At 46.8% G+C, this 316-nt stretch carries 1 pseudogene; it reads left to right on the top strand.

What is annotated here, in order from left to right:
* A pseudogene (locus ACYVTD_RS18815) lies at positions 1 to 316 on the top strand (HPr(Ser) kinase/phosphatase); the annotation flags it as partial.

Genomic DNA, 316 nt, shown 5'->3' with positions numbered 1-316 from the left:
AAATAAGGGGGCCCGGCATTATCAACATAACCCACCTTTTCGGAGTCCGCGCCATCCGCGACAGAAAGGAAATTCAGCTTGTCGTAGTGCTTGAAGAATGGGATTCCGACAAAAACTACGACCGGCTTGGCGCGGAAGATCGCACCGTAAACCTGTTGGGGATTAACATCCCTTCAATACTTATTCCGGTAAAACCGGGTCGGAATATTCCGATCATCATCGAAACCGCGGCCATGAACGAAAGGTTAAAATCCATGGGCTATAACGCCAGCAAGGAATTCAATAAAAACATCCTTAAATGGATAGAAAGCGATTC

This window comes from Treponema sp. R6D11, from assembly GCF_054786075.1.
Note: the sequence above shows the minus strand (reverse complement) of the source record. Positions and strands in the feature narration are given on the sequence as shown.